Origin of the sequence: Streptomyces sp. NPDC047982, assembly GCF_043204165.1 — a bacterium.
GTDB lineage: Bacteria > Actinomycetota > Actinomycetes > Streptomycetales > Streptomycetaceae > Streptomyces.
Map to the genome: position 1 here is coordinate 103,937 of NZ_JBIDBS010000010.1, position 22,562 is coordinate 126,498.

The 22,562-nt window shown below is 69.3% G+C and carries 29 protein-coding genes and 1 tRNA gene; 5 read left to right on the forward strand and 25 right to left on the reverse strand.

Features of this window, described 5'->3' with window-relative positions:
* Positions 1-12 precede the first annotated feature (12 nt).
* From ACGF2V_RS14950 to ACGF2V_RS14990, 9 genes are all read right to left on the reverse strand, one after another.
* Complete coding sequence (locus tag ACGF2V_RS14950) at positions 13-963, reverse strand: hypothetical protein (protein WP_362706098.1); 951 nt, start codon at positions 961-963, stop codon at positions 13-15.
* Positions 960-1,565 carry an HNH endonuclease signature motif containing protein gene (locus ACGF2V_RS14955; protein WP_362706096.1) on the reverse strand — a complete coding sequence of 202 codons (606 nt, stop codon included), beginning with the start codon at positions 1,563-1,565 and terminating at the stop codon, positions 960-962. Before ACGF2V_RS14955 ends, ACGF2V_RS14950 begins: the two co-directional genes overlap by 4 nt.
* Positions 1,562-1,693, reverse strand: coding sequence for a hypothetical protein (locus ACGF2V_RS14960; protein ID WP_362706094.1), 132 nt, complete (start codon positions 1,691-1,693; stop codon positions 1,562-1,564). The genes ACGF2V_RS14955 and ACGF2V_RS14960 overlap by 4 nt, the downstream gene beginning before the upstream one ends.
* Positions 1,690-2,421: a hypothetical protein gene (locus ACGF2V_RS14965; protein WP_362706091.1), complete on the reverse strand. Its 732-nt coding sequence runs from the start codon at positions 2,419-2,421 to the stop codon at positions 1,690-1,692. The genes ACGF2V_RS14960 and ACGF2V_RS14965 overlap by 4 nt, the downstream gene beginning before the upstream one ends.
* A gap of 69 nt (positions 2,422-2,490) precedes the next feature.
* Positions 2,491-4,242 (reverse strand): DNA cytosine methyltransferase, encoded by a 1,752-nt coding sequence (locus ACGF2V_RS14970; protein ID WP_362706089.1) that lies wholly within the window; start codon positions 4,240-4,242, stop codon positions 2,491-2,493.
* Complete coding sequence (locus ACGF2V_RS14975) at positions 4,242-4,442, reverse strand: DUF6011 domain-containing protein (protein WP_362706087.1); 201 nt, start codon at positions 4,440-4,442, stop codon at positions 4,242-4,244. The genes ACGF2V_RS14970 and ACGF2V_RS14975 overlap by 1 nt, the downstream gene beginning before the upstream one ends.
* The gene (locus ACGF2V_RS14980; RefSeq protein ID WP_362706085.1) at positions 4,439-5,089 is read right to left on the reverse strand and encodes a hypothetical protein; all 651 of its coding nucleotides are present in this window, start codon (positions 5,087-5,089) and stop codon (positions 4,439-4,441) included. The genes ACGF2V_RS14975 and ACGF2V_RS14980 overlap by 4 nt, the downstream gene beginning before the upstream one ends.
* Positions 5,086-5,820: an ATP-binding protein gene (locus ACGF2V_RS14985; protein ID WP_362706082.1), complete on the reverse strand. Its 735-nt coding sequence runs from the start codon at positions 5,818-5,820 to the stop codon at positions 5,086-5,088. The genes ACGF2V_RS14980 and ACGF2V_RS14985 overlap by 4 nt, the downstream gene beginning before the upstream one ends.
* Positions 5,821-5,830: 10 nt before the next feature.
* On the reverse strand, positions 5,831-6,700 hold the full coding sequence (locus tag ACGF2V_RS14990; protein ID WP_362706079.1) for a hypothetical protein: 870 nt from the start codon (positions 6,698-6,700) through the stop codon (positions 5,831-5,833).
* 124 nt (positions 6,701-6,824) lie between these two features.
* Between ACGF2V_RS14990 and ACGF2V_RS14995 the strand changes: the two genes are divergently transcribed.
* The gene (locus ACGF2V_RS14995) at positions 6,825-7,169 is read left to right on the forward strand and encodes a hypothetical protein (RefSeq protein ID WP_362706076.1); all 345 of its coding nucleotides are present in this window, start codon (positions 6,825-6,827) and stop codon (positions 7,167-7,169) included.
* A 95-nt stretch (positions 7,170-7,264) separates the two neighbouring features.
* On the opposite strand, the gene ACGF2V_RS15000 is transcribed toward ACGF2V_RS14995, so the two are convergent.
* The 12 genes from ACGF2V_RS15000 to ACGF2V_RS15055 form a co-directional block, all read right to left on the reverse strand.
* Complete coding sequence (locus ACGF2V_RS15000; RefSeq protein WP_362706073.1) at positions 7,265-7,669, reverse strand: WhiB family transcriptional regulator; 405 nt, start codon at positions 7,667-7,669, stop codon at positions 7,265-7,267.
* Positions 7,666-8,205, reverse strand: a complete 540-nt coding sequence (locus ACGF2V_RS15005; protein ID WP_362706070.1) for a hypothetical protein — start codon at positions 8,203-8,205, stop codon at positions 7,666-7,668. Before ACGF2V_RS15005 ends, ACGF2V_RS15000 begins: the two co-directional genes overlap by 4 nt.
* A complete protein-coding gene (locus tag ACGF2V_RS15010) occupies positions 8,202-8,390 on the reverse strand; it encodes a hypothetical protein (protein WP_362706067.1) in 189 nt (62 codons plus the stop codon). Before ACGF2V_RS15010 ends, ACGF2V_RS15005 begins: the two co-directional genes overlap by 4 nt.
* A complete protein-coding gene (locus ACGF2V_RS15015; RefSeq protein WP_362706064.1) occupies positions 8,387-8,722 on the reverse strand; it encodes a hypothetical protein in 336 nt (111 codons plus the stop codon). Before ACGF2V_RS15015 ends, ACGF2V_RS15010 begins: the two co-directional genes overlap by 4 nt.
* On the reverse strand, positions 8,719-9,447 hold the full coding sequence (locus tag ACGF2V_RS15020; protein WP_362706061.1) for an exonuclease domain-containing protein: 729 nt from the start codon (positions 9,445-9,447) through the stop codon (positions 8,719-8,721). Before ACGF2V_RS15020 ends, ACGF2V_RS15015 begins: the two co-directional genes overlap by 4 nt.
* Positions 9,444-9,959: a hypothetical protein gene (locus ACGF2V_RS15025; RefSeq protein ID WP_362706058.1), complete on the reverse strand. Its 516-nt coding sequence runs from the start codon at positions 9,957-9,959 to the stop codon at positions 9,444-9,446. The genes ACGF2V_RS15020 and ACGF2V_RS15025 overlap by 4 nt, the downstream gene beginning before the upstream one ends.
* 65 nt (positions 9,960-10,024) lie before the next feature.
* The gene (locus ACGF2V_RS15030) at positions 10,025-11,047 is read right to left on the reverse strand and encodes a hypothetical protein (RefSeq protein ID WP_362706056.1); all 1,023 of its coding nucleotides are present in this window, start codon (positions 11,045-11,047) and stop codon (positions 10,025-10,027) included.
* The gene (locus tag ACGF2V_RS15035; RefSeq protein ID WP_362706053.1) at positions 11,044-11,250 is read right to left on the reverse strand and encodes a hypothetical protein; all 207 of its coding nucleotides are present in this window, start codon (positions 11,248-11,250) and stop codon (positions 11,044-11,046) included. Before ACGF2V_RS15035 ends, ACGF2V_RS15030 begins: the two co-directional genes overlap by 4 nt.
* Positions 11,247-11,837, reverse strand: a complete 591-nt coding sequence (locus ACGF2V_RS15040) for a hypothetical protein (protein ID WP_362706051.1) — start codon at positions 11,835-11,837, stop codon at positions 11,247-11,249. The genes ACGF2V_RS15035 and ACGF2V_RS15040 overlap by 4 nt, the downstream gene beginning before the upstream one ends.
* Positions 11,834-12,073 (reverse strand): hypothetical protein, encoded by a 240-nt coding sequence (locus tag ACGF2V_RS15045; RefSeq protein ID WP_362706048.1) that lies wholly within the window; start codon positions 12,071-12,073, stop codon positions 11,834-11,836. Before ACGF2V_RS15045 ends, ACGF2V_RS15040 begins: the two co-directional genes overlap by 4 nt.
* Positions 12,070-12,396: a hypothetical protein gene (locus tag ACGF2V_RS15050; protein WP_362706045.1), complete on the reverse strand. Its 327-nt coding sequence runs from the start codon at positions 12,394-12,396 to the stop codon at positions 12,070-12,072. The genes ACGF2V_RS15045 and ACGF2V_RS15050 overlap by 4 nt, the downstream gene beginning before the upstream one ends.
* 97 nt (positions 12,397-12,493) lie before the next feature.
* On the reverse strand, positions 12,494-12,721 hold the full coding sequence (locus tag ACGF2V_RS15055; protein WP_362706042.1) for a hypothetical protein: 228 nt from the start codon (positions 12,719-12,721) through the stop codon (positions 12,494-12,496).
* A 553-nt stretch (positions 12,722-13,274) separates the two neighbouring features.
* Between ACGF2V_RS15055 and ACGF2V_RS15060 the strand changes: the two genes are divergently transcribed.
* From ACGF2V_RS15060 to ACGF2V_RS15070, 3 genes are all read left to right on the forward strand, one after another.
* The gene (locus ACGF2V_RS15060) at positions 13,275-13,652 is read left to right on the forward strand and encodes a helix-turn-helix domain-containing protein (protein WP_362706039.1); all 378 of its coding nucleotides are present in this window, start codon (positions 13,275-13,277) and stop codon (positions 13,650-13,652) included.
* A gap of 424 nt (positions 13,653-14,076) precedes the next feature.
* Positions 14,077-15,279 carry a site-specific integrase gene (locus ACGF2V_RS15065; RefSeq protein ID WP_362706037.1) on the forward strand — a complete coding sequence of 401 codons (1,203 nt, stop codon included), beginning with the start codon at positions 14,077-14,079 and terminating at the stop codon, positions 15,277-15,279.
* A 91-nt stretch (positions 15,280-15,370) separates the two neighbouring features.
* Positions 15,371-15,480, forward strand: a tRNA-OTHER gene (locus tag ACGF2V_RS15070).
* A 379-nt stretch (positions 15,481-15,859) separates the two neighbouring features.
* On the opposite strand, the gene ACGF2V_RS15075 is transcribed toward ACGF2V_RS15070, so the two are convergent.
* The 3 genes from ACGF2V_RS15075 to ACGF2V_RS15085 all read right to left on the reverse strand — a co-directional run bounded on the left by ACGF2V_RS15075 (position 15,860) and on the right by ACGF2V_RS15085 (position 18,793).
* Positions 15,860-16,801, reverse strand: coding sequence for a PaaX family transcriptional regulator C-terminal domain-containing protein (locus ACGF2V_RS15075; protein WP_362706035.1), 942 nt, complete (start codon positions 16,799-16,801; stop codon positions 15,860-15,862).
* Entirely contained in the window at positions 16,798-17,451 is a 654-nt protein-coding gene (locus tag ACGF2V_RS15080) for a GNAT family N-acetyltransferase (protein ID WP_362706032.1), read from the reverse strand. Before ACGF2V_RS15080 ends, ACGF2V_RS15075 begins: the two co-directional genes overlap by 4 nt.
* Before the next feature lie 532 nt (positions 17,452-17,983).
* On the reverse strand, positions 17,984-18,793 hold the full coding sequence (locus ACGF2V_RS15085; RefSeq protein ID WP_362621612.1) for a hypothetical protein: 810 nt from the start codon (positions 18,791-18,793) through the stop codon (positions 17,984-17,986).
* Between the two features lie 388 nt (positions 18,794-19,181).
* On the opposite strand from ACGF2V_RS15085, the gene ACGF2V_RS15090 reads away from it, so the two are divergent.
* Positions 19,182-20,885, forward strand: coding sequence for a hypothetical protein (locus ACGF2V_RS15090; protein WP_392912202.1), 1,704 nt, complete (start codon positions 19,182-19,184; stop codon positions 20,883-20,885).
* 135 nt (positions 20,886-21,020) lie between these two features.
* Here the strand turns inward: ACGF2V_RS15090 and ACGF2V_RS15095 are convergent, their stop codons facing one another.
* Positions 21,021-22,259: an IS701 family transposase gene (locus ACGF2V_RS15095; protein WP_392912205.1), complete on the reverse strand. Its 1,239-nt coding sequence runs from the start codon at positions 22,257-22,259 to the stop codon at positions 21,021-21,023.
* Between the last annotated feature and the right edge of the window lie 303 nt (positions 22,260-22,562).

The following is a 22,562-nucleotide window of genomic DNA, read 5'->3' on the forward strand; positions in this document are numbered from 1 at the left end:
CGGCCGGGCGGGTCAGGTGGGCTGTTCGTCGGTGGTGAGTTCGCCGTGGCAGTAGCCGATGCGGCCGTTCTTCATGTAGCGGCGGGGCAGGTGCGTGGTGGTGGCTCCGCAGTGTGGGCAGCCGCTCGGCTGGGCTGTGGTGGGCTGCTCGTTGAGGGCGCGGATGGTCGGGCAGGGCCAGCGGACGCCGTATTCGCTGGCTGTGCCGCACGAGGTGCACACCTGGGCGATATCGCCGTAGGAGCCGGGAGTTTCGTCCTCGTCGCAGCCGAACCCGAGGCCCTCCGTGGGTTGGTGCAGGGCCCGTGCGCCGGCGAGGGCGGCCTGGGCGCTTTCCAGCTCGGGCACGATGGCGGCGACGTGCTTCCGGTTGCCCGCGGCGACGTGCTCCAGCGTGGTGATCCGGGCGGCCTGTGCGGTGATCTCGGCGCGGTACCGGGCGCACGCCTTGAGCGCGCGGGAGAGACGGGTCCGGGTGGCGTGGAGGATGCCGAGCGAGCCTTGATCGCGGTGGTGCTCGAGGAGGCCGCGAAGGTTCCGACGGCCCTGCTCGGACTTGGTGAGCTGGGCGGTGAGTTGCTTGATGTGCTCGGCCTGCTGGTCGGCCACGACCTCCAGCGAGAGCAGGCTCGGGGCGGACTCGGTGAGGTCTCGCATCCGGGCGTACTTCTCGTCGGTGGTGTGGCCGTCCCAGCCGCGGCAGATCCGGTTCGTGGGCTGGACGTGGGTGAAGAGGTCCATGTCCCGCTCGGCGATGTGCCAGGTCATCTGTCCGGCGGGGGTCTCGATGGTGACGACGGCCCAGTCAGGGGCGGCCGGGTCGGTGTGACCGATGTGGGAGGGGTGGAGGGCTGCGAGGTGGGCAACGAGGTGGGCGCGCTCGCGGTACGTGGCGTCGAGCTGGTCGTGCAGGGCGTCGAGTTGTTCGTCAGTGAGGTCGTCGACCGAAAGCCGCTGAGTCATGACAGGTCTCCCATTCCGATCTTCTTGCGGGCCCGGTAGCTGGCAGTGAACGCACGCTGGCAAGCGCGACAAACACGCCTGCCACGTGCTGTGTAGTGGGTGTTTTCGGCGTCGAACGGGTGCCCTTTGGAGCAGTGAGTCTTGGCCGCATTTGCAGCCTGGAGACTGTTTCCGCGCAGCGTGTTCTCTCGTGCGGTGACAGGCTCCAAGTGCGACGGGTTTACGCATCGCCGGTGCAGGCAGATGACGCCTCCGGTGCATGACGAATCACTGGTGTGACACAGATGGTCGAGCTGAAGCCCGTCCGGAACGGGGCCGACGAGTCGTTCATAGGCCCATACGTGAGCTGGGTACCGAGCGCCGTTGAAGTGGAATTGACCGTACCCGTTGGCGCTGTGGGTGCTTGTCCATAGCCGACAGCCGCTTTTCGTCTTGTCCACGCGGGACATGAAGCGCTCGTCGATATTGCCGGAGAGGTTCAGCAGCGGCTCGGCATGAGGATCTCTACTTCGCTTCCACCGGTTGTAGTGCGGCCCGCAGAGACCGCGGGCATGAACTTTTGCCTCGCAGTTGTCAGCGGCGCAGGGGATGCGGTCGCTCATCGGCTCGGCTCTCCGTACCAGAAGTCCTCGGCCGCTTCGGGGCCGATATTCTCGGCGATCCAGTCGCGGTATTCCTCGTCGGTCAGGGCGTCGGTGGACACGCTGTGGGTGCCGTACCAGTCGCTCATCGGGTCGGCTCCTCGGTGGCGCCGAGCGCGCGGCGGGCTTCGTCGACGGCGGTGGCCGCGTTGGGCCAGCAGAAGAGTCGATCGACGCAGAGGGCGCTGATCGCTTCCTGCCAGCCCTCCCGGGTCCAGGCTCGGCCGCCGCCGTATCCGGGAACCATTACCGCCCAGCCGCTACCGGATACCGGCTCCTGCCGCCGTACGCGCAGTTCCGTCCCGCCGTTCTCGGGGCAGGGGACCCGGTACTCGGTCGCGTTGCCGGCCAGCGGGTCGGTGGACCGGTCGGCCACGGTCGGCGCGTCGACCTGCTGCGCCTCGTCGGCCAGGCGGCGGAGGCGGGTTGCGAGGACCGTGGCGATGTCGAGGGAGCGGGCGACGGCGTTCGGGTGGAAGTCGATGCCCGCGATCTCGTCGGCGGCCTCGCGCAGGATCGCAGCCCGGTCGGCGGGCTTGAGTCCCTTCGGTCCCTGCTCGGCTTCTGCGGCGCGGTGAGCGGCCGACTTCCACGCGGGATGGCTGCTGGGGGCCGGGAGCAGCCCGGTGGCCACAGCGGCGCGCACCCATTCGCGTGCTTCGGTGATCAGGGCTTCGGAGTTGTTCTTGCCGAGCATCAGCCAGTCCCTCCGGGTGCCGTCGGTGCGCATGCGCCATGCGGCTTCGGCGAGGTGCCGGATGCGGGGGTCGGTGGCGTAGTGCACGGTCTCGGCGGCGGACGGGTCGAGGTGAGCCATGAGGTCCTCCAGATAGTGAGTACGGTGAGTGGGCACCCGCCGGATAGCCGCCGGCGGGTGCGTCGTGCATCAGGCGGCGGCCGTGAAGTCTTGGTCCTGCGGGGTGTGGATGACGGCCCGCAGCCGGGCGCCGATCCATTCCCCGACCTGGGGAGAGACCGCGTTCCCGTACCCGTCGACCTGGTTACGGGCGGAGCCCCAGACAGTGAACGTGCCGCGGTAGTCGTTGAAGTCGACGTCGAAGCCGCAGCCACGGCCGATCTCGTGCGCCGCCATCATCCGGTAGAAGCAGTCCTCAAGCGGGAGTTCGGCGAGCGACGCCCGCCACTGGGCCATGAGCAGCGCGGTCGTGTCGGTGGCGGTGAGGGTGCCGAGCGGGTCCGTGACCGGGTGCGGTGCGGTCCCGTGGTCGGGGCTGGTTCCGTTCTGCTTGTACCAGCCGGCGGCCGTCAGCACCGCCGGGATCTGCTCCGAGGTGAAGGTGGGCATCGCCTCGCCGTGCAGCGTGGGCAGCGTGTTCTTCCGGTACGGGATGACACCAGAGGACAGCACGGCGAGGGTCTCCGACCCGACCTGGGTGGGCAGCGGCTCCCCGGCGCCGCGCGCGGCGCCCTGGAAGTTGTCCACCGCGAGCGCCATTGCCGGTGCGGCCAGTCCGTCAGCGGCGTCCTGGGCCCACAGCGGCTGGACGACCGGTCCGGTCGACAGGATCGCGGTCTCCTGCTGGCTGGTCTGTGTCGCCATCGGCTGCAGCAGGAGCCGTTCCGAGCCATGCACGCCCTTGGCCGGCATGAGGATCGCCGGGAAGTCGGCGAAGCGCTGGCGGCAGCGTTCCGCTCGCGCCATCGACGACCGCGCGAGCGGCCCGACGAAGCCGTCCTTGAACGTCTTGATCGGCTTGTCGCCGATGCGGGTACCGAGGTCGGTGAGGTCGAGCGCGGCCAGCGACGGCGTCATCGGCGGGATGACGGGGCGGCGGCAGGACGGGCACCGGTATTCGTACTGCTTGCCGTACATCACTGTGCCGGTCGCCGGGATGCCGGTCTTCCATGCCCAGACCGCCTCGACGTCCTTGTCGCAGCGTCCGCAGTGCGACACGGGCCGGTGCTCCAGGTCGGGCATCGGGAGGGACTTGTCGACGAACACCCAGTAGCCGCGGTCCCGGGACTGCGGGACCCCGAAGAACTGGCTGTTGAGGTACAGGACCTTGTGCCGGTAGCCGAGCAGGTCGAACTGGTTGAGCCACCACCGGTAGGTGGATCCGTCCCCGACCTTGGGGCGGCCCGGCAGCGCGGGTCCCCATGAGGTGAGCTGGGTGGTGCACTCGACGAGGATGAGCCGTGGGTGGTGCTTGGCGGCGTACTGCAGGACGCAGTTCGCGGTGGCCCGGTCCCGCTCGGACCTGGTGACACGCGCTTCGTAGTCGGGGTCTTCCAGCTCGAACAGCGTCAGTCCCTGCTCGTACGCCTTGATCGTGTTGGCGAGTGAGTGGTTGACGCAGCTCACTCCTGCGGCCAGGAGGTCAGCGGCGGGGAGGTCTCGGGCGGAGTGGTAGTCGGCTGCGTCGGGGTTGACCAGGTCGGCGATCCAGTGCTCCGCCTCGGGGTGGTTCGCCTCGTGGACCTCGACCTTGTAGGCGTTGTGGTTGGCGGCCATGATCGTTGCGAATCCGGCGCGCTTGATGCCTTCGGTGAGGCCCCCGAAGCCGGAGAAGAGATCTACGGCGGTGAGGTCGTCGTGGCGGAACCGGCGGCGTCTGGTGGCCGGCCGGTGGGTGGCGGTCCGGACAGTCTTCTTGGATGTGGGCGCAGGGATGAACATCAGAGGCTCCAGAGGCGGGGCTGCAGGTGGACGAGCGGGAGTTCGGTCTGTCCGGGTACGTGGTGGTCGGGTGGTGGTGTGGGGATGTGGGGTCCTGTGTGACCTCCTGTGCGTCTGTGGCAGGTGGGGCCGACTCCTCGGGCCTTGGACGTCTCGGACTTCAGGAGACGGCCGCACACGCGGCACGACGGGGTGGTCATGGCTCCTCGTCGAACTCGTCGTTAGGCCACTCGTCCGCGGTGAACGGCCCGCCTAGATCAGGCATTGCGAAGACGCTCCCGAAACCACCCGTCCCCTCCACGAACCGCAGCTCACGGTCAACCGCTCGGTACGCACGCACCTTCTCCATCGACCTCCGGCAGACGCGGCACCGCCACGGCCTGCGGAGCGTGATCCACTGGCTGCGGAAGCACCAGGTGCATGCCGCGTAGTACAAGGACGGGCCGTGCGGCGTCTCCCAGTTCGCGTAGCCGCACAACAGCCGCCGGCCGGGCCGCGTCGGGTCGGACGGGAGCTGCTGTCGTCCGATGAGGACGAGCTCCCCGCCGGGCCAACGGCAGGCGCAATCTCCGGCACAGCAGCAGGCTCGGGTCTGCGCGAGCTCCACGGTCTTCTCGACCCGGGGGATGCCGGGTCCCTTGGCCTCGATCCAGGTGCCGAGTTCGGGTAGCCAGAAGTCGGGGATGTAGACGGCGCCGGAGGGGAGCGTGAGGGTCTCGGGCTCGTACTCCCACCGGATGTGGTTGGCGTCGAGGGTGCGGGCCCAGTCGGCTTCGAGGCGGGAGCGGAAGGTGGTGTCCCCGTAGGTGGTGGAAACAGCGTCCAGGTTGGTGAGCGGGTCGGTCACGAGACACTCCGCAGTCCGCGACGAAGGTCGGGGCCGTCGAAGCCGACGACAGTCGCGGTCTGCGCGAGACGGGAAGCGAGCCGGTCACCCAGGCGAGTCACCAGGTCAGGCGTAGGCGACCCGGTCTTGATCGGCAGGTTGGTGGTGATCAACAGCGGCAGAGACTCGTTGTACCGGTGGTTCACGATCCGGTACGTGGCCTCCTCGGTGAACTCGGACAGCTTCTCGGTGCCGAGGTCATCGAGAAGGAGGAAGGGGATCCGCATGAGGCGCTTCAGCTCGGTCTCGCTGCCCTTGTCGGACCCACCGGGGCGCAGAAGGCCGTACAGGTCGGGCGCGGTGGTCGCGATCATGTGGAAGTTGCAGGGCCCGGCTTCTGCGACCCTTCGCAGCGCCCCGTATGCCTGGTGGGTCTTCCCGGTACCGATGTTGCCGTGAAGGACGAGAATCCCGGCGCTGCGGATATCGATCGAGGCGTGGTCGGCCCACGCCTGCACCACCGGGTCGGTGGCTGTTGCCTGCCGGTATCGGTAGGGGGCGGCGGTGGACCAGCGGCTGAGGGCGAACTCGGCGCGCTGGCGGCGGTGGTACTCGGGATGGCCAGGATCGTCGGGGGTGGGGGTGTTGTCGACGGGGCCTGCGGTGACGTCGGGGGCGTGCTGGGCAATGCCGGCCATGAGGCGGGCGAGCATGGACGGCTTCTGCTCGGCGAGGGTCTGGGGTTCGGGCACGGGGTGCTCCTTAGAAGTGGCCGAGGTCTGCGGCGCGTTCTTCGGGGGTGGGTTCGCGGTACGGCTGCCAGCCGCCAGACACGGCGCGGAGCGGCGGGCGCTCGGTGCCGGGGCGGGGCAGCGGCGGCAGTTCGCTCCAGCCGCGCATGAAGTACTTCGCGGAGTCGATGTTGGTGCGGGCTGCTGCTCGGACTGCGTAGTCGATGAGGGCGGGGACGCCGCTCTTCGTGATGAGGGCGAGGACGGGGAACCACTGGTCGCCCTTGAAGGGCCAGCGGACGTTGACGCCTGCTGCGGTGATGCCTTCGACGAGGGGCAGGGCTGCTTCGGGGATGCCGTAGCTGAGCCGGTCGTCGGCTGGCTCCTCCTGCTTGCTTGCTGAGGGGGTAGTAGAGGAGGGGTAAAGAGGGGTAGGGGTCCCGGATTCCGGGACACTGACGTCCCGGATTCCGGGACACTGAGCCGGTTCAGTGTCCGCGTTTTCGGGACACTGACCAGACTGCTCAGTGTCAGCAATTCCGGGACGCTGAGGGGTGTCAGTGTCAGGAGAATCGGGACACTGAGAAGGGGTGTCAGTGTCCGGGTTTTCGGGACACTGAGGTTCCGCGAACATCGGGATCTTGTACTTCGCGGTCCCGTTCTTCTGGCCGGCCGTCAGCTTCTCCAGGGCGCCCTTCGCGGCGAGCGTCTTGAGGACGGCGTACAGCTGGGAGCGGCTGAGCTTCGCCCCGCGCAGCACCTCGGGGCGCTCAACGCTGTTCCACGTGATCCGGGTGTCTTCGTTGGCGTCCTCGGCCAGGACGACGAGGAGAAGCTTCTCCCGGTGCGTCAGGGCCTCGGGTGCGCTGTTGAGCACCTCGACCATCAAGCGGATTCCCACGGGCTGTCTTCTCTCAGTCGTGCGTGGTTGAAGGGCTGCGTCTTGGCAGGTCCGGCCCTCCCCTGCCATGCTACTTTAAAGATTGGTAATTATGGAAAGGATGGTCATGACTTACACTCTCGCCATGGCGTCTGATCTGGAGCCCCGCATTGCCGAAGACGGCATTCAGGACGTGCCGCTCACCCGGGCACGCGCGCTCCTGACCCGACTCATCGAGCAGGTCCGCGAAGACGGGCTGGTCAGCGCCCTCACCGTCCGCGGCCGGCGCCGCGCCTACCTCGTCACCCCGGACGCATTCGACGCGGCACAGTCGGATCACCGCATGGTCCGGGCCTTCCACGCTGCTGCTGGGGAAAGGCCGCAGCCGGAAAGGACGGCGGACTTCCTGGCGCTGATGGCCCGCAAGCTGACGGAAGTCGAGGAGCGGGACGCTGCTGCTGCACGGCGTATCGCTGACTACGAGCCCTGAGCGCATCCCGTCCTCCTCTCTGGCCCCGTACCGAGGTGCGGGGCTTCGTGCTGTGCGGGTGGTGGCCCGGGGCGCGGCGGCCCCGGGCCGGAGGGTCAGCCCTGTGCGAGCTGTTTTTCGTACGCGTCGCCTGCGGCCTGACACGCGTCGTCGACCGGTTCGCCAAACTGGAGGTGCCGGTAGTACGCCTTCGTCGTCCCGCAGACGGGCCAGCTCTCCTGGCTGCTGGCCTGCTCGGCGAGCCACCGCTGCCGCGGGGTCATCCCGGCGCGGACGCCGAAGCGGTGCTTCAGGCCCTTGCCTGCCTCTTCCTTGGCCGTCGCTTCCCGGCAGGCGTCGATGACGGGGCAGGCGCGGCAGAGGCTGATCGCGAGGAGGCGGTCGGCCGCCTTCCGCTTGTCCGCGTACCAGAGGTCGCAACCCGCGTAGGGCGGACGGGCGCACACAGCGTTGGCGACCCATTCCGTCGGCCGGGCCAGGGTGTCGGGTGCGTGGGTCATGCGGCCACCGCCACGGTCTCAGGCCACTCGCACCCGGCGAGGGCTTGCAGCGCCCGCTCCGGGGCCTCGGCGAGCGGGTGGCCGAGGTGGTGCAGGCCCATCGCCATCGCCGTGTACGCGTCGGCCTGGTCGTACCGGCCGACGCCCTCGGTGTGATGCCCGTACCGGTCGGCGACACCGGACCTGACCTCGCCTTTGGTGGCGTTTCCGCGTCCAGTGGCGAACATCTTCAGGCTGGACGGTGGGACGACGCCGTACGGGATGCGGTGCCGGTAGCAGTACTGGCGGACCAGGACCCGCAGGCCGGCCAAGTCCTCGTGCCCGGCAAGGGCGGCGTGCCCGTAGGACGGGCCCTCCATGACGACAAGGTCGGCACGCTTCACGAAGTCGGCGACGGCGGCGAGCAGGTGGTTGAGGCGGTCGTCGCCGCGGCGCTTGGTGCGGATGATGTCGGACCATCCGGCCCCGGCGACGCCGGTGCAGGTGAGGGAGAGGTCGAGGCCGATGACGAGCGGAGGGCGAGCGGGAATGATCACTTGTCCCCCTCGGCGTCCCACTGGTCCGCGATGTGGCGTAGGACGTACGCGGCGGCCGTCTTGCTCATGCCGTTGGCGGCGGCCTCTATGGAGACGCTGCCCTCGGTGCTGCCGGGGCGGATGATGACGAACGCCAGGGCGTCCGTGCCATCAACGGCGACCATGCGGGTCTCGGAAGTGGTCACTGCTGGTCTCCCTTCACGGTGCCGCACCAAGTGCAGGCCCAGGACCGCGGCGCGGCGGCCGGGACGTGGCGGGTGGTCATGTGGCCGCATACCGGGTCGTCACACGCCAACCAGCGCGTGCCCGGTACCAGTTCGGCCCCGTTGATCTCGGCGGTGCGGCGCCCGCACGCCTGGCAGGTCAGCACCCCGCCGTCGACGGTGTGGGTGGTGAGCCGGTCCCAGCCACAGCAGAGGCACCCGGCGACGCGGGTGACCCGCGGCGAGTCCATCGGCACGGCCCGGTGCTGGCCGGCGGGAGCAACGAGGCGGCGCACAGCGGTCAGCGGGTTCATGCCGTCCTCCTGCTCTGGTGCGGAACGAGCGGCCACTCGGGCCGGACCGCGGCCGCTTCGTGCTCGCGGCCGGGGGTGCGGGCGAGGTAGCCCGCGTACGACGCGGCCTGCTGGGCGGCCCACTGCTGCTGGACGGCGTGCAGCTGGTCGAGGGCGGTGCCGCGCAGCTGCGGCCACCGCTCGGCCAGCACCCAGGCGACGCGGCAGGCGGCGAGCGCGTCCGCGTCGGCGGTGTGCGCGGCGTCAAGGCGGAGCCCGTAGTGCGCGCACAAGTCGGTGAGGGTGCGGCGGCCCTTGCGGTACGGGTCGACCGCCTTGTCCATGACGCGCGGGTCGATGACACGGAGCTCGTCGCCGACCAGGTCGGTGAGGGGCGTGATGCCGTACCGGCGGGCCTCGCGGTCCAGGAGCGTGAGGTCGTAGGAGGCGTTCATCACGACGATGGGCGTGCCGTCGGTGACGATGTCGGCGAGGGCGTGCACGATGTCCTCGACCACCTCGGCAGCCGGGCGCCCATTCGCACGCGCCTGGGCGGTGGTGACGCCGTGGACAGCCGTGGCCTCGGCGGGGATGTCGATGCCCGGGTCGGCCAGCCACGTGGCGTTGACGACCGGGTCCCCACCGCCGCACCCGATGATGCAGGCGGTGACGATGCGGTCCGTCTCGACGTCGACGCCGGTTGTCTCCAGGTCAAAGCCGACTAGTCGTCCGTTGTGCCAGCTCATGCGGCACCGCCGGTGATCTGCGGGAGGCTCAGGTGCGCGAGGGCGCCCGAACGCCACGCCTCGGCGATCTGGTCGCGGCCGGTCTTCGTCGGCCGGACCGAGTGCGTCGTCGACCTGGTCGCCCGGATCTCCACCCCCGGCACCTCCTCGACGACGCCGGTCTCCTTGTCCGATACCTCGGCGGTCCCGGCCGCGGTCATCTCGGCGAGGAGCGCCGCCTGGTACGCGGGCCGAACCTCGGTGACGAGGCGGGACACCACGTTGTGCGGGGAGTTGGCCCGGACCCAGGCGAGGAATGCCTCGGGGTCCACGACGGTCGCGGCGGGCTTCGGGTCCGTGCGGCTGATGGTGGCGACCTTCGTGCCGTCGGGGAGGGTGGCGTCGACCCGCCCGACCCCGCCCGTGGTGAGGGCTTCCTGCATCTCGGCCTTCACGGCCTTCAGCCGGTCGTTGACGGTGTCGGCGAGGGCCTTGAGCGCGGCCTCTTCGAGGGCGAGCTGCTGCAAGTTCATGTGTGTGGTCTCCTTGAGGGGGCCGCCCCCGCTTTCCTCGGGGGCGGCCCGTTGCGTGGGGGTGGTCAGGCGGCGGCGGGGCGGATCTGCGCGGTGAGCGCCCGGATCGCGTCGACCGGGGCGTCGGCGAGCGGCATGCCGAGCGCCTGCTCGGTGCCCTGCTCGAAGTCCTCCAGCCGTGCCTCCTCGGCGGCGGCGCGGAGTTCGGCGACCGCGGCGGCGTAGTCGTCCTCGTGGCTGATGTTCTCGGCGTCGACCACCTCGTCCGTCGAGGGGGACTCGGTGTCGGTCGGAGCGGCGGCCTTGGCCTTGCCGACATCGGCGATCTGGGCGAGGTACTCGGGCCGCGCGCCCTCGGACTTGGCGTCCTGCCAGATCAGCCGGACCGTGGCCGCGTCTGGCGCGGCGAGCGCCTCGTGCAGGTAGTCCCGCCCGCTCGGCGTCAGCGACTCCGGCGAAACGTCGGCGATGCCCGCCTGGACGGTGGCGGAAGGGGTGGCCCACCGGTCGGCCTCGCCCGGCTGGACCCGGCGCAGCTGCTGCACCGTAGCGTCCACCGGCATGCCGTCCTCATTGACGTTCGCGCCCAGCTCCTCAGGCGTGTAGCGCACGCCGGACAGCGCTTCCTCGCACGCCTCGCGCGCCACCTCGGTGATCGCGCGGGCCTTGAGCATCGCGGCCGGGTAGTTTTGCCATACCTTCTTGCCGGTGAGGCCGGCTTGCCGGGCGCGGTCCATCGTCCACGTGCACTCGAAGGTGAAGCTGGGGTCGTCGGCGCGGATGATCTGCGCGACGGCTCGGGTGTCGTCGCCGGTAACCCGCAGCTTGTGGCCAGCCCGGCGGACGAGCGCGGAGATCAGGGCCGATGACGCCGACGGCTTGCCCTCGATGACGTGGACGCCGGTGATCGCGGTCATGGGGTGGAGACCGAGGGAGTCGGCGAACTCCAGTGCGTAGAGCAGGTTGGCGGGCTGGTTGCGGTACTGCGAGGGGAGCATGCCGGAGGCGGCAAGAGCCTTGGCGTACTGCATCTTGTCGGGCAGCGAGGCCGGGGCAGAGGACTGGTGGCGGACGAGTTCGGTGGTCATGCGATCACTCCGTTGGTGCTGATCAGGGCGGCGAGGATGGCCAGCCCGGCGAGGGGAAGAGCGAGGATGAGGGCGCAGGACGCCCCGGCGGCGGGGCCGTGGTCGAACGAGGCCCGGTCCTGGAGATCCCGCTGCGACCGGCCAATGCCGGACTGATCAGGGCGGGTCCAGGTCCCGCCGAACGTGGACGGGTGGTTGCTCATGCCGCCACCTGCTGACGAGCCGCGTCGTACAGGTCGATTCCGTGGCGGATCGCGTGGCAGCACCACAGGAACTCGGGCTCGTAGTCGTGGAAGTCCCACTCCCACACGTCGCTGAACTCGTAGCCCTGGTAGCAGAAGTCCTCAATGAGGTTCCGCGCCGTGTGCTCGTCGCTCAGGTCGTCGTTGAGGACCCACCTGCGCAGGTGCTTGCCGGTGCCGGGCGGCACACCTTCCCAGCGGGCGTCGTTGACGAACTGCTCGACTACGCGCCGACGGAGCAGCTGCTCGGAGTACTCCTTGACGGAGCGCCGCCCACCGCCAAGCTTCTCCGCCCAGTAGTGCGGGTTGATGCCCGGACGGTCGGAGCGGAAGAACTGGAACATGTCGTCGAGGCGGGTGAAAACGTAGCCGTCGCCGACGTCGCCCCGCATGGCCAGGGATCCGGGCCAGGTGACGATCTCGAACCAGTACTCACTGTTCCGGGGATTCATGAACCGCAGGTGTCGGTACAGGCCGTCGTCGTGGAGGACGGTCATCGCGTGGTTGGCGGTGTCCCGGGCGAACCGGGCGGTGATGTCGGTGGTCACAGCGCGCCTCCGTGGGCGTGGTTGAGGCGGTAGCAGCGGCGGCCGGGGTCGGTGTCGTCAGGGACGAGCAGGCCCCGCCGAGCGAAGCGCGCGAGATCGTCCCGCGCGGTCTTCCGCTTCGGCGCGGCGTACCCGTAGGACCGATACAGGCGTTTCACACGGCAGGTGGTCCACTCGTCCTCGTCGCCGTCCCGGATCGCTCGGCCCAGGAGAGAGAGTCGGTCAGCGGCGCTCATGCCGCCACCGCCATCGTGTGAGCCGCAGCCGCACAGATCCCCTTCACGTGGATCCGCACATCCCGCCACGTCACATACAGCGAGGCGCTGTACATCCGGCCCGCCGACCCGACGAACTCCAATTCGCGGACCACGCCGCCGAGGACCGCCGCGTACGCGTCGATCACCGGACGCATGTCCACGGCCGGGTTGAGAACGACCCCGGTCAGCGGGCCACCGTCCTCCGGCAGCGACCAGTCGAGCACCGGCAGATGCGGGTTCTCGGTGAGCAGCTGCACCAGCGCCGTCGCGGCACCCAACTGCGGGATAGGCTTGTTGTTCACGGTGACCTCTTCTTTCTGAGTGGTTGAGGTGATCGAGGGGCTGCAAACACGGACCGGGCCTGGTCCAGGGCGGCCCCGCTTCGTTTTGGTCAGTTGGTCAGGCCGACGCGGCGAGCTGCCTCGCGCTCGCCATCCAGGCGGCGACCTTGTCCAGGTCGAACCGCCGGCCACGGAAGACGGTGGGCTCGACGGGGCAGCCCGCCTTTACCCACTCGTTGACCGTCCAGTTCGAGACCCCGTAACGGGCCTGGAGCTGCGCAGTGGTGAGCAGAGGCGTCAGGCCGACTACGCGGAGCGCCTCGGTGCGGTCAGCAAGACTGGCCATCAGACTTGGACCTTTCTACTGTGTCGGTTGAAACTGTGGGCATGCGGAAGTGCTGGTCGATCGGTTCTCCGAGTGCGGCGGTGATGAGCCTCGCCGTGCGAGGCCGACACACGTCTTTCGCCCATCGACCCCGACCGGTGACCTTGATGACCGTGGCGAGGCTGATTCCTCGTCCGTGGGGATCGACCTCCCGAGTGCGGGCGGCCAACGTGACTTGGGTCAGTCCGCGGCGTCGCATTGCGTCTCGGAGTGACTGGCCGTCGCCGGTGCGGATGAGGTTGGTCATGTGGTCCTCGTGCATGGTGGGGCTTGTTCGGCCGCTCACGCTGCCGTTGACACATTTCTACTGTGTGAGTGTCAGTGAGGTCAAGTGAGGGGCGGTGAGTTTCAGTGAGGGCCCCTTGAGGGTAGCGTTCACTCGAACGTGCGTTCTATCGTCTGCATATGTCGCTACCAGGGCGCACGACAGGGGAGGTCAAGCGCCGAATCTCGACCCCGGCACGCCTCTACTTTTACTTGCAAAAGTAGAAGATCAACAGGCAGTCTTATGCCTGTGGACAGGCATGAGCAGCAGGAGCCCGAGGACCTGGCGCAGCTGATCGTCCGACTCAAAGACACCTACGGTGTCACCGACTCGGACATCGCGCGCAGGATCGGCGTTGCCCCTGCCACCGTGAATTCCTGGGTCCATAGAAAGCGCGGCGGCACGCGCGGCCCCAACAAGGACAAGCTGCGCGCCCTGGCCGCCGCCTACCCGGCATTCACCGTGGACGAGATCTTCGCCGCCGCCGGCCGACGCACCCCGGGATCGCTCAGCCCCGAAGCACGCGACCGGATCCTGGCACTGATCGACGAACTCACCGAAGATCAGCAGGAGTTCACTGAGATCCAGATCCGCGCATTGGTCGACCGAAACCGCTCCGGAGCGTAAGCCCGACACGCCCGACAGTAGTCGCATATTCCACCAGATCGGAGTACGGTCTTCCGGTCGGCCGATGTCCTCCCCCATCGGCCGCAGGTATCCGCTTGCCTGCGCGCCCCGGGGGGCTCTATGTGCATCCGCGTCCGCTTTTCCGCCCACTGCCCATCCGATCCATGGGACCCGCTCGCACGCACCATCACGCTGCCAGCCGCGCTCCCCACCGCAAGCACCGCCCTTGTCGTACGAGCTGTTCTCCGTGAACTCGCTGTAGAGCAGCCCGATGTCGGTGCAATCTGCTTCTGCGGGGCACCAGTTTCGTTCCTGCCCCGCGTCCCGTACCAGCGGAGAATGGGCGAGGTGATGCGCCGTGGCGCGTAGAGCAACGAACAACCCACGACAGCTACGCAGCAAGTCATGTGGTTGCGCACAATGCGTGGAGGCATACCCTCCGGCCGAGCACGGCGACCGCAATCGCCGCCGAGACTGCCTTGGCAGCTGGCAGGCTCGCTACCGGGATCCGGCAGGCAAGCAAAAGGCTCGCAACTTCCCGAAGAAGAAGGAAGCAGACGACTTCCTCGACGACGTACGCACCCGCGTCCGGCGCCGCACCTACAACGACCCGAAGCGCGGCGAGATCACCCTCGCTGCTTGGTGGGATATGTGGTGGCCGGCACAACCACCTCGAGCAGTCACGACCACGAACCGGAAGTTCTCGAACTGGCAGCACCACATCGAGCCGAAGTGGGGGAACTGGCGGCTGTGCGACCTCGAGTACATGGAGCTCCAGGGATGGCTCACTCGTGAGGTGAAGGGACACCACACCCGCAAGAAGGTGCTGGAGCTCCTCAACGCGATGCTCCGCGGCGCAGTGAAAGACGGGAAGCGAATCCCGTTCAACCCGGCGGCTGAGATCGAGATCGAGGCGCCGCCGAAGAAGCACGCTGACGAACTCCGCCCACCGACGAGAGAGCAATGCGCGGCGATCCGGAAGCACACGCCGATGTACTACCGGCCGCTGCTCGTCTTCCTGGAGCAGACCGGCTTGCGGTGGGGAGAGGCAACCGGCCTGCGGTGGGGAAACGTGGACCTCGAGGCCAAGCACCTCAAGGTCAAGGAAGTGCTCAGTGAGGACAAAGGCACTTTGTTCCGGAAGCCGGCGCCGAAGTCGGCGGCCGGGTTCCGCACCGTGCCGTTGACGCCGGACGCGATCGCGGCCGTGCTGACGATGGTGGACCGGTGGCGGCCGAAGGACACGATTTCCCCCTTCGGTGATGGGAGAGATCTGCATGCGGACGAGCTGATCTTCCGTGGTCCGCAGGGCGGTGTGCTGACCCGGCACAACTTCCGACGTACCTGGATCCCTGCGATTCAGGCCGCTGGCCTGGCTCGACAGGTCACCAATCCCGAAACGGATCGGGACGAGTGGTGGCCTCGGGTGCACGATCTGCGGCATGTCTTCGCGACGTGGCTGAAGGATCTGGGCGTGCAGGAGAAGGAAGCACAGACGATCCTCGGGCATGACCGCGGGTCCAAGGTGACGTGGATCTACCAGCACTCGCCTGAGGATGTGGCAGCCCAGGTGCTGGAAATGATGGCGCCGCCAACGCCGGCTGTTCGAAAGCTGCGGGCGGTGTAGGGGGTGGAGTCCACGAGAGTCCACATGGAGTCCACAACACCCCCTCACTGAACCTCACCGGCGCTCACTGAAACCTGTTCTTCGAGGTCATGCCCCCGCTATCGGAGCCCCACCGAGACTCACTCAGCCTCGCTGAGGCACATGATCGCTTTACGTTTTCTCCTAAAGCGGGTGTCGCAGGTTCGAATCCTGCCGGGGGCACAAGCATTACCGCTCTGACCTGGGATTTCTCCGTCAAAGAGCAGCCCTATTCGGCCTCGGACTCCTCGTCCGGGGCCGTTTGCGCGAATGGACGGGAAGTTGCTCTCCCGAGAATCTCCCTAGGGATCAGCGTCATCCGACACGAACTCCGGATCGGGCATCTCCGTGCTGTGGGGGCTCGGACTCCGCTTCGGAAGCGGTGTTCTCGGCGGTGGCACGGGCGCGCGGTACGGGCCGGGCTGCGGCCTCGGCGATCGCCAGGACCGCCTGGGGGCAGGCTCACGTACATCACGGCCGGGGCGGTCGCACTCCTCGATCGCCTTCTCGACCTCGGTGCCCGTTACATCCGTCAGCGACATGGGCCGGAACCCTGCGCGATTCAGCCCAGTACGTCCCCGTACAGGCGGAACAGTCGCGGCAGTTGCGCGGACGCGGCCGATTCGGGCCCTGCGTCCAGGAGGCGGCTCCAGCAGGTGGCGGTGAGGGCCCTGGCCCGGCTGCCGGGCCAGGGGTGGGGCAGCAGTTCGGGCGGTAGCAGTGGGTCCGGCTCCAAGGCCCGGGTGAACTCGGCCGCGAGCTCGACGGCCATGGTCAGCCGTTCGGCTTCGGACAGCTCGCCGCCGGCCCCTCCCCCATCGCTGTCGCTCGCGCTCCCGCCCCCGCGCCCGACCTCGCTCTCGATCTCGCCCTCGCGCCCGATCTCGGAGAGGCAGGATTCAGCGAGGGCCGCGAGACGTTCGTACCGTTCAGCGATCTCCGTCAGCGGCCACAGCGACGGCGCCAGGTCCGCGGGCCGGTCGACCGCGCCCACGCGCAGATCGCCGCTGGTGAGGAAGGTGACCGCGGACAGGAGGTCCAGCGATCGGGCCTCCGCCTCGACGAACTCCTCGATGGGGTTGGCGCTCACGTAGAGGCCGCCCTGGACGGGTGCGGCGCCGAGTTGGAGCAGGCGGTCGCGGAGGGCGTCGCGAGCGGCCCGCCTGGCCTCGGGCACGGCGAAGGCGAACAGGTGCCAGACGCCGTCCCACGGGGCGAGCCCCCGGTCCTGCCGGTAGGCGTGGCGCACGAAGCCCGCGTCCGGGGCGATGGAGCCGACGGCGTCCCTGGTGGCCCTCAGCACGGCCTTGCGGCCCCGGCCCTCGTGGGTGAACCGCCCTTCGGCGACGAGGCGTTTGACGCACAGCCTCACCTGCTGATCGGTCATCTGAAGGATGCCGGCCACGGCGTAGAGCTCCCCGGCGTCCACCGTGCCGTCCTCGCGCACGAGCGCGTGCACCAGCAGACGGGTCGGAACGTCCACCCGGCTTCTTCCGGCGTTCATCGCGGCTCCCCGTTCTCCGCCGCAGCCGTGACCGGACGGTACATAGTCGTGACCGCCGAGAAACCCATCAGGCCGCGCAGGTACGGCGTGCGCTCGGTGCGCGCCGCGCTGAAACCGTGCCGTTCGTAGAGGGCGCGGGCCCGCGGATTGACGTCGATGACGTCGAGCCTGACACGTCGGCAGCCGTGGTCGGCGGCGAGGGCCACGATCTCCTTCAGCAGCAGGCTGCCGATCCCGTGGCCGCGGTGCGCCAGGTTCACCGCGATGCCGTCCATCACGAGTTCGTGCGCCGCCGGGGTGCGCGAGAACAGGGCGAGGAGCGCAAGCCGCGGCAGCCCGCGCACCGCTCCGTACGTGGCGAGCACGTCCCGCGCACCGCCACCGGTCAGCGCGCGCTCGCCGAGCCGGTATCCGGCCACGCCGACGACTTCGCCGTCGAGGAGCGCGGTGACACCCCGGTCGTGGTGGAGGTGCCGGGCGATGAACTCCCGTGCGGTGTCGGGCGGATCGAGGGCGGGGCCGAGCTTCCGGCCGAAGGCGTCCCAGTACAGCTCGGCAACACGCGCCTCGACGCCTTCCGGGATCCCCCGGCGCACCACCACCGGCCCGCTCTGCCGCGCGGGGCCGTTCCCGTTCTCCGGATCCGTCACCGTTCCTCCTCGCCCTTCTCGGCCGTCCCACCGCGTCGTCCCGTCACCTGTCGCCCTCTCGCATCACGCCGTCACGACTTCACCCCGTGATGCCGTCACGCCCTCACGCGCGCCATCGCTCCGGCGGCTCGTCCGGGTGACCGTTGCCGATCCCTCTCCGCTTGAGTGTAAACGCTCGGAAATGAAACGAGCGTTTCAGAAACGATAGAAATAGGAGAAGGAGGCATGGGGATCGTGCCGCTCGGGAGATCGGAAGGGGCTCCGGAACGGGCCGACGGGCTGGGGTGGCGGACGCCGGCGGGCGCGCTCCCGAGCGTCGTCTCGATCCGCCTGTCGAGCGCGCCCTTCCGGACAGGCCCTGGGCTGCCCGGAGGCGTCGAGCCTCGTCGTCGGGGACGCCCGGGGAGGCGAAGTGGAATGGCACCCCAAGGCGGTCGGCCAGGGCACGGCCCGCCTCAACTGCGGTGGTGCCCGGCCGCGGGGTCGTCAAGACGGTGGTGGACGATCGCCGGGTGCCCTTCTCCGAACGTCGTCAGTACGCCCCGAACGACCAGAAGACGCCCACCTCGTCGTCGGTCACCGCGATCAGACCCAGGTCCTCGAAGAAGTCGAGGCCGTTGAGGTACTCGGAGGTGAGGAAGCCATGGGATTCCGTGCCCCGGAGGCCTGCTGCGAGGAAGTCCCGGGCCGGGTCGCAGGCGGCGGCCGTCGCGTTGGTCCAGTAGCGCGCGGTGGGCCCGTACCGGCCGAGGAGGGTTCGGGCGTCCGCCAGCACGGCGTCCCGGTCCGGGCGGGAGCGAACGGGGGCGGGCTCCGACTGCCATTCCTCGGCCATGATGGCGAGCGCGGCGACCGCCGCCTCCGTCTCCAGGGGGTACAGACGGTCGGGGAACTCTGACGCGTCCGGGGGGTCGAAGGGGTACGCGGGCGCCGTGTGGCGGGCGACGTTGGTGCGGTCCCAGTCCAGTCGGACCCAGCCTCGGGGATCAGGGACCGACCGGTGCAGCACGGCGTGGACGTCGTGCGCCCAGTCCTCGTGCCGCCGGGGGCCGGTGGCCGCGAAGGTGTACGTGTCGTCGAGCAGCCGCAGCGCCGCCGCGTTCCAGGGACAGCGACGGCAGCGCAACTCCGCCAGCAGATCGCCGACTTGGCGGGCAAAGGCGTCCTTCGGCTCACAGGGGATGCGCCGGAACTGGTCAAGGGCCCAGTGGGTGAGCTCACCCCCTCCTTCCGCTGCAAGGCAGACCAGCCCCTGCGGAAGCGGGAGGTCCGCGCCGTCCCAGAGCGCCTCCAGGTGCGCATCGAGCAGATCCAGGGCAGTCCGGTCGGCAGGCAGTGACATTTCGCCACTCTATGCCGTCTCTTCCGGGCTGTGCCGACCCCAGGTGGTCGGCAGGACGCGCGCGCTGCGGCGAACGGTCCGGAGAGGCGACGACACCGTGCCCCAACCGGCCCGAGGCCAGCACGGTGCTGTCGAAGCTCGGTTTCTGGCTCAACTTTTTTGTGACGCTGTCACGCTGAGCGGCCCGTCGGGCGGACGGACAGGGGACGGGCAGGCACACGGACGGACGGGGGACGGGCGGGCACGCGGACGGGCAGGCAGGCGACGCGCGACCGTGGCGCCCGTCCGCCCGTCGCACGCGCGCCATGCCCCATCGGCCCGCCTGCCCCCGCCGGTTAGCGTTCTACCGAACGCCCGGACCGCTCCCCGACCAGAACGGAACGCCGCAGTGGCCTCTGCCGAGCTGCCCTCGCACCGCCCCCGCCTGCACGCCCACGAGCCCGCGGAGGCGCGCGGCTCGTGGCTCGGGCACCACCGCGTACCGGCCCTGGTCACCATCTGCGTACTGCCCCTGTACGTCCTGTGGTGGGCGGTCTTCGCGACCGGCGGCGGCGACCTCGCGGCGCAGGTGGCGTGGGCGGAGTTCGCGAGGATGTACCCCGGCTCCGCGTACAACCTTTTCTGGTACGGCGGTCTGCACACCGCGAACTACAGCGTGATCTCGCCCTATCTGATGGCGGCTCTCGGCGTGGTGCCCGTGACGCTGTTGTCCGGGCTCCTGTCGTCCTGGCTGGCGGGGGCGCTGATGGTGCGCAGCGGCGTGCGAAAGCCCCTCTGGCCCTCGCTGGCGGTGGGGTTCTCGCTGTGGTGCCAGGTGGTGTCGGGGCGATCGACCTTCATGCTGGGTGTGGCCTTCGGGCTGGCGGCCGTGCTGGCGCTCGTCGGCCGACGGCGCATCGTGGTGGCGGTCGTCTGCGCAACGCTGTCCACCATGGGGAGTCCGGTCGCCGGACTGTTCCTCGTCGTGGTCGGAGCGGCCTTCCTGCTGTCGCGCGAGTGGGGCAGGGCCGCCGCGCTCCTCGTACCGCCGACGGCCGTCGTCGCGCTGACCACTCTGCTGTTCCCGTTCGAGGGCGAGCAACCCATGGCGTTCGTCCGGATCTGGCCGCCGGTGATCCTCTGCCTGGTGGTTCTGCTGATGGCACCGCGCGCATGGCGGGTGCTGCGGTTCGCAAGCGCGGTGTACGCGCTCGGCGTGGTGCTCTGCTATCTGATCGCCTCGCCGATCGGAACGAACGTCGAACGGCTCACGGAGTTGGCGGCTCCCGCCGCGCTGCTCGCCATCGTGCTGGACGGCGTTCGCCGGAACGAGGAGAACGCGCCCGCCACCGGACCGTCGTCGAGGTGGTTCACTCCCCGGTGGCAGCGGGTGATTTGTGTCGTCGCTCTGGTCCTCTCCCTGACCTGGCTGACCGGCAAGACGGTCGCCGACGTCATCACCAACACCAAGGTGCCCGAGTACGCCGTCCACACCGACGGTGTCGTCGCCGAGCTCCGGAGGCTGGGCAGCGAACACACCCGGGTCGAAGTGGTCCCGGCGCGCGACCACCGGGAAGCGGCCGTTCTCGCGCCCCACGTCAACCTGGCACGCGGCTGGAACCGGCAGGCCGATGTCGAGCGCGGGCGACTGTTCTACGACGGGCACCGCGGAACCGACGTGCCGAAGGGGACCTTCTCCCCCGCCTCCTACCGCGCCTGGCTCTCGCAGTGGGCCGTGGGCTTCGTGGTCGTCGCCAACGGGCAACCGGACGGCCCGGCGGAACTGGAACACGCGCTGGTGACGAGCGAGCCCGACTACCTGGAGCGGGTGTGGGAGGACGTCAACTGGCGGATCTACCGGGTGAAGGACGCGACGCCGCTGGTGGAACGGCCCGCATCCGTGGTCAGCTCCGACGGCGCCAACCTCGTGGTACGCATGCCGGAGGCGGGCTCGGTGACCGTGCGGATCGCGTATTCGCCGTGGCTGTGGGCGGACAACGGATGCCTGGCGGCCGACGGCGAGTTCACCCGGCTGACGGTGAGGAAGGCGGGCCAGGTCCGGATCAGCTCCACGTACGGGGGCCCGTCAAAGAGCACGGCGCCCGCCTGCTAGTAGTACTTCGTTAGGTCTGAAGTGGTCCGGTGCGCCTTGGTTGGCGTGTGGTGGGTAACTCGCGGTGGCAGGTGGGGCATTCGCCGGTCCAGGCCCGTATCAGGTCCTGGACGGCGTCGAGGACTCGGTAGAAGGTCAGGCCGGCGTCTCGACTTTTGGGTCGAGGCGCCGGAGGGTGAGGAAGGCGTGGGCAGCGGTGACCAGGGTGACGTGGTGGTGCCAGCCTCGCCAGGTGCGGCCTTCGAAGTGGTCCAGGCCCAGGCCGTGCTTCATCTCGCGGTAGTCGTGTTCGATGCGCCAGCGGATCTTGGCCAGGCGTACGAGTTGGCGGACCGCGGTCTCGGGCGGCAGGCTGGTCAGCCAGTACTCGGTGGGTGCGTTCGCGTCCGGCGGCCATTCGACCAGGAGGGTCTCGGCCGGCAGGACGCCGTCCCAGGAGGCGCTTCCGCCCGCGTCGGCGGCGGCGAGCGCCCGGGGGATCTTCCCTGCGGGCCGTACCTGCAGGACACGGAACCTTGAGCGCATCGCTCCGCGGCTGCCCTGGCGCCAGGTGACCTGCCGAAACGCCCGGCGGCCGCCCGCGGCGGCGAGCTCGTGCAGGGCGACGGAATCCGTGCGGTAGCGGGGCAGTGTCCTGCGGCCGGCGCCACCGTAGGCGGGCGCCTCGGGCTGCGAGTCGTGGCGGTGTGCGGTCTCGTCCCCGCGCACCGCCACGATGTAGTCCAGATCCCGCGAGCGCAGGGCATGACGGAAGGCCGCCGACTGGCCGTAGCCCGCGTCGGCGACCACGACCTGCGGGGCGAGCCCCCAGGAGATCAACTCTTCGAGAGCGTCGATGGCCAGCCGCCACTTCTCGATGTGCCCGACCTCCGGCGGCAGGCCGGTGCGTCGCCGACGCACATCGTCGCGGTCATCCCAGTCCGGCGGCACGAACAGCCGCCAGGACAACGGGCTGGAAGCCTTGTCGGTGACGGCGTGGACGCTCACACCGACCTGGCAGAGCGAGCGCTTGCCCAGCGCGCCGCAGTACTGCCGCGAAGCGGCCACCGACTGATCCCCGGCTTTCGGGAACGAGGTGTCGTCTATCACCCACGCCTCCGGCGCGAGGGCGGAGGTCATCTTCCCGGCGATCTGCCGCAGCACCGGGGTGTGGTCCCACGGCGACTGGCTGACGAACTGCTGCAACGCCTGCATGTTCCCGTCCGGCAGCCGCTCGGCCATCGGCTGGATCGACTTGCGCCGCCCGTCCAGCATCAGCCCGCGCAGATAGCAATTCCCCTGCCGGCGTTGGTCCTTGCGCGCCAGAGACACGAACACCTCGGCCACGAACGCGCCAAGGTGTTCGCGGAGCCGCTCCACCTCACCAAGATCCACAGGCCGCAGCATGCACCACCGCAACCACCAAGATCAAACCAACCTAACGAAGTACTACTAGGGCGTGTTTCGAAAGTGGCGTCGTCCACCCGAAGGGCGGGGCCCTCGGCGTCCGGTGCGGTGCATCGCAAGGCGGAGGGTCGTCCTCGTACGGGGCGTACGTGGACGATCCCGTCGGGGACGCGGCTCACGGGGACCCGACTCGAATCGCGTGCGGCGCACAGGCTCGCGCCCTTCCTCACCGCTCGGAGCATGAACACTCATCGCTCGGAGCGGGAACGACGCACCACTCCACCCACATGC

Bases quoted from the DNA above. Each gene is read 5' to 3' on its own strand.
- ACGF2V_RS14950 (WP_362706098.1), bottom strand. From the start codon at position 963: ATGACTCAGCGGCTTTCGGTCGACGACCTCACTGACGAACAACTCGAC.
- ACGF2V_RS14955 (WP_362706096.1), bottom strand. From the start codon at position 1,565: ATGAGCGACCGCATCCCCTGCGCCGCTGACAACTGCGAGGCAAAAGTT.
- ACGF2V_RS14960 (WP_362706094.1), bottom strand. From the start codon at position 1,693: ATGAGCGACTGGTACGGCACCCACAGCGTGTCCACCGACGCCCTGACC.
- ACGF2V_RS14965 (WP_362706091.1), bottom strand. From the start codon at position 2,421: ATGGCTCACCTCGACCCGTCCGCCGCCGAGACCGTGCACTACGCCACC.
- ACGF2V_RS14970 (WP_362706089.1), bottom strand. From the start codon at position 4,242: ATGTTCATCCCTGCGCCCACATCCAAGAAGACTGTCCGGACCGCCACC.
- ACGF2V_RS14975 (WP_362706087.1), bottom strand. From the start codon at position 4,442: ATGACCACCCCGTCGTGCCGCGTGTGCGGCCGTCTCCTGAAGTCCGAG.
- ACGF2V_RS14995 (WP_362706076.1), top strand. From the start codon at position 6,825: ATGGCGTCTGATCTGGAGCCCCGCATTGCCGAAGACGGCATTCAGGAC.
- ACGF2V_RS15000 (WP_362706073.1), bottom strand. From the start codon at position 7,669: ATGACCCACGCACCCGACACCCTGGCCCGGCCGACGGAATGGGTCGCC.
- ACGF2V_RS15015 (WP_362706064.1), bottom strand. From the start codon at position 8,722: ATGAACCCGCTGACCGCTGTGCGCCGCCTCGTTGCTCCCGCCGGCCAG.
- ACGF2V_RS15020 (WP_362706061.1), bottom strand. From the start codon at position 9,447: ATGAGCTGGCACAACGGACGACTAGTCGGCTTTGACCTGGAGACAACC.
- ACGF2V_RS15025 (WP_362706058.1), bottom strand. From the start codon at position 9,959: ATGAACTTGCAGCAGCTCGCCCTCGAAGAGGCCGCGCTCAAGGCCCTC.
- ACGF2V_RS15030 (WP_362706056.1), bottom strand. From the start codon at position 11,047: ATGACCACCGAACTCGTCCGCCACCAGTCCTCTGCCCCGGCCTCGCTG.
- ACGF2V_RS15035 (WP_362706053.1), bottom strand. From the start codon at position 11,250: ATGAGCAACCACCCGTCCACGTTCGGCGGGACCTGGACCCGCCCTGAT.
- ACGF2V_RS15045 (WP_362706048.1), bottom strand. From the start codon at position 12,073: ATGAGCGCCGCTGACCGACTCTCTCTCCTGGGCCGAGCGATCCGGGAC.
- ACGF2V_RS15055 (WP_362706042.1), bottom strand. From the start codon at position 12,721: ATGGCCAGTCTTGCTGACCGCACCGAGGCGCTCCGCGTAGTCGGCCTG.
- ACGF2V_RS15075 (WP_362706035.1), bottom strand. From the start codon at position 16,801: ATGAACGCCGGAAGAAGCCGGGTGGACGTTCCGACCCGTCTGCTGGTG.
- ACGF2V_RS15085 (WP_362621612.1), bottom strand. From the start codon at position 18,793: ATGTCACTGCCTGCCGACCGGACTGCCCTGGATCTGCTCGATGCGCAC.